The following is a 3301-nucleotide window of genomic DNA, read 5'->3' on the forward strand; positions in this document are numbered from 1 at the left end:
CGGCAGCGCCAAGCAGGCACGCGACAGGAAGACGCAGGCGATCCTGCCGATCCGCGGCAAGATCCTGAACGTCGCCTCCGCGACCGGTGCCAAGATCATGGCCAATCAGGAGATCGCCGACCTGACGCTGGCGCTGGGCTGCGGTACCCGCAAGGACTGCAACCCGGCCGCGCTGCGTTACGAGCGGATCGTCATCATGACCGACGCCGATGTCGACGGTGCCCATATTGCGACGCTGCTGATGACGTTCTTCTTCCAGGAGATGCCGGAACTGGTGCGGCGCGGGCATCTGTATCTGGCGCAGCCGCCGCTCTACCGGCTGACGGCGGGGGCCAAGTCGCTCTATGCGCGCGACGATGCTCACCGCGCCGAGATCGAGCGGACCGCGTTCAAGGGCAAGAAGGTCGAGGTCGCGCGGTTCAAGGGCCTGGGTGAGATGAACCCGCAGCAGCTGCGCGAGACCACCATGGACCCCAAGACCCGCGGGATGCTGCGCATCACCCTGCCGCAGGAATATGAGGAGCGGGCGGGGGTCAAGGACCTGGTCGACCGGCTGATGGGCAATAACCCCGCCCACCGCTTCGCCTTCATCCAGGAGAATGCGGGGCGGGTCGAGGACGAGGCGATCGACGCCTAATCGGTCAGGGCTGCGGGCCGGCGGCGGTGAGCAGCCGCCAGCCGTTCGGCAGATATTCGATCGGCATGTAGAAATAAAAGGCGCAGCTGCCGTCGGCGCGATAGCTGCCGCCCTTGAGCAGGCCCAGCGCGGTCGAGCCGATGAACACCGGTGAGCCGCTGTCGCCGCCGCCACAATTCGGCCCGGCGACGGTGATCCAGCTCGGGCTGCACGCGCCGCCGCACAGGTCGCCGGCGGGGGCGAAGTCGGTCAGTTCGACGGTCGCGCAGCTATAGCCGGTCCGCTCGCCGCGGTGGCAGACGAGGTCGCCCGCGCGCATGGCGGCGGCGGCGCGCTGGCCGAGCACCGGTCGCGGCACCGACCTGGCGGTGTCGGCGTAGAAGAACGGCACGAGCGGTTCGTCGCCGGCGTTGATCTGGACGTCCTGATAACCCCAGCCCCATTGGCCGACAAAGGCGAGCGGATGCTCCCGCCCGGCAGGGTCGATGCGGCTCAGCGCATCGGGGCAGTGCGCGGCGGTGGTGACTGCGGTGCCGATGCCGTCGGTGACGGCGAAGCCGGCGGTGCAGATATAGCGGTGCGGATCGCCGGGGATGCTGCCGATCAGCCGGCCACCGGCGATGATGGCCGGGCTCGCGCCAGCTTGATCTGGGCCAGCCTGATCGAGGCTCGGCTGCTCGATCGAGCGAAGGCGGACGGGGACGCCCGCGATCGCCGCGATCCGTGCCGTCAACGCATCGTCACCGATCGCGTCGAGGTCCGCCTGCGCGACGATCACAACCAGTTCGCCGCTGCGCTGGTCGATGCCCATCCCCGGCGGGTGGGGCAGGGCGGCGCGGATCGCCGCCTGGCGGGTCGCGAGCGCGGTGCGCAACTCGGCCAGCGTCGCCGCAGCGCCCGTCCTGTAAACGATCGGCAGCATTGCATCGCCGATCGGGATCTGCTCGTCGTCCACCGGCGTGTCGCCGGTCAGCAGCACGACGACACGCCAGATCGGACGATGCTCGACCGCGATCCCCGCCAGCCGCTCGCGCCAGGTGTCACGCAAGGCATCAGTCACCGCCACCGACGCGTCGGCGAGCCGAAGGGCTCGATCGGCCTCGGCTGCCGATACGCCGACGAAGGCGGCATAGGCCGGGCTGTCCGGGGCCATCGCCTCCGGCCGCGATTGCGCCATGGCGGTGCTCGCAAGCATCCCGGCGGCAAGGATAGTCAGGAGGTGGCGCGCGATCACGCAGACCGCATCGCGGGTGGAGCCTGAACGCGCGCGGAACCGCTGCACCCTCGCCGCCATCGCCGATTGTTCGGGCACCGCCGGGTGTGTACGGCACCGGTCAAGGAGAGAATGATGGCGGAACTCGATTTCGCGCTGGGTGAGATGGCCGATACGATCCGCGACACGGTGCGGCGCTTCGCGGCGGACCGCATCGCGCCGATCGCTGCCCGGGTCGACGCCGACGATTGGTTCCCGCGCGAGCTGTGGCCGGAGATGGGCGCGCTCGGCCTGCACGGCATTACTGTCGAGGAGCAGGATGGCGGCCTCGGCCTCGGCTATTTGGAGCATGTGGTCGCGGTCGAGGAGGTGAGCCGCGCCTCGGCGTCGGTCGGGCTCAGCTATGGCGCGCACTCCAATCTGTGCGTCAACCAGATCGCCCGCTGGGGCTCGGCGGAGCAGAAGGCGAAGTACCTGCCCAAGCTGATCAGCGGCGAGCATGTCGGCAGCCTCGCGATGTCGGAGGCGGGGGCGGGGAGTGATGTCGTCTCGATGAAGCTGCGCGCCGACCGGGTGGATGGCGGCTGGCGGCTCAACGGCACCAAGTTCTGGATCACCAACGCCGCGTATGCCGACACTCTGGTGGTCTATGCCAAGACGACGCTCGACGCCGGATCGCGCGGCATCACTGCCTTCCTGATCGAGCAGGGCTTTGCGGGCTTCTCCATCGGCCAGAAGATCGACAAGCTCGGGATGCGCGGCTCGCCGACCGCCGAGCTGGTGTTCGACGATTGCTTCGTCGCCGACGCGCAGGTGATGGGGCCGCTCGACGGCGGCGTCGGCGTGCTGATGAGCGGGCTTGATTATGAGCGGGTGGTGCTGGCGGGCATCCAGCTCGGCATCATGCAGGCGTGTCTCGATGTGGTGGTGCCCTATGTCCGCGAACGTAAGCAGTTCGGGCGACCGATCGGCGAGTTCCAGCTGATGCAGGCCAAGGTCGCCGACATGTACGTCGCGCTCAACTCCTCGCGAGCCTATACCTATGCGGTGGCAAGGGCGTGCGACGCCGGGCAGACGACCCGCTTCGACGCGGCCGGCGCGATCCTGCTGGCGAGCGAGAATGCGGTGAAGGTCGCTGGCGAGGCGATCCAGGCGCTGGGCGGCGCAGGCTATACCAAGGACTGGCCGGTCGAACGCTATTGGCGCGACGCCAAGCTGCTCGACATCGGGGCCGGCACCAACGAGGTCAGGCGGATGCTGATCGGCCGCGAGCTGATCGGCCACGATGCGCCTAAAGCGCAATGACCGTCCTCTCTACGCTGATCAACCCCACGTCCGACACGTTCGCCGCCAACGCCGCGCACAACCGCGCGTTGGCCGCCGAACTGCGCGACCGCGTCGCGACGGCGGCGCTGGGCGGCTCGGCGGCGCATCGCGAGCGGCACGTCGCG

General features: G+C 69.1%; 3 protein-coding genes. 2 read left to right on the forward strand and 1 reads right to left on the reverse strand.

Going from position 1 to position 3301, the window contains the following annotated elements:
• A partial coding sequence (locus tag HUU96_RS13630; RefSeq protein ID WP_254605234.1) for a toprim domain-containing protein occupies nucleotides 1-637 on the forward strand: 637 nt, incomplete at its 5' end.
• Nucleotides 638-641: 4 nt separating this feature from the next.
• On the opposite strand, the gene HUU96_RS13635 is transcribed toward HUU96_RS13630, so the two are convergent.
• On the reverse strand, nucleotides 642-1931 hold the full coding sequence (locus HUU96_RS13635; RefSeq protein WP_254605235.1) for a S1 family peptidase: 1290 nt from the start codon (nucleotides 1929-1931) through the stop codon (nucleotides 642-644).
• Nucleotides 1932-1985: 54 nt separating this feature from the next.
• Here HUU96_RS13635 and HUU96_RS13640 point away from each other — a divergent pair, with 54 nt between their 5' ends.
• Entirely contained in the window at nucleotides 1986-3155 is a 1170-nt protein-coding gene (locus HUU96_RS13640) for an isovaleryl-CoA dehydrogenase (protein WP_174293297.1), read from the forward strand.
• Nucleotides 3156-3301: the final 146 nt, after the last annotated feature.

The organism is Sphingomonas bacterium, from assembly GCF_903644135.1.
GTDB lineage: Bacteria > Pseudomonadota > Alphaproteobacteria > Sphingomonadales > Sphingomonadaceae > Sphingomonas.

Bases quoted from the DNA above. Each gene is read 5' to 3' on its own strand.
- HUU96_RS13635 (WP_254605235.1), bottom strand. From the start codon at position 1,931: ATGGCGGCGAGGGTGCAGCGGTTCCGCGCGCGTTCAGGCTCCACCCGC.
- HUU96_RS13640 (WP_174293297.1), top strand. From the start codon at position 1,986: ATGGCGGAACTCGATTTCGCGCTGGGTGAGATGGCCGATACGATCCGC.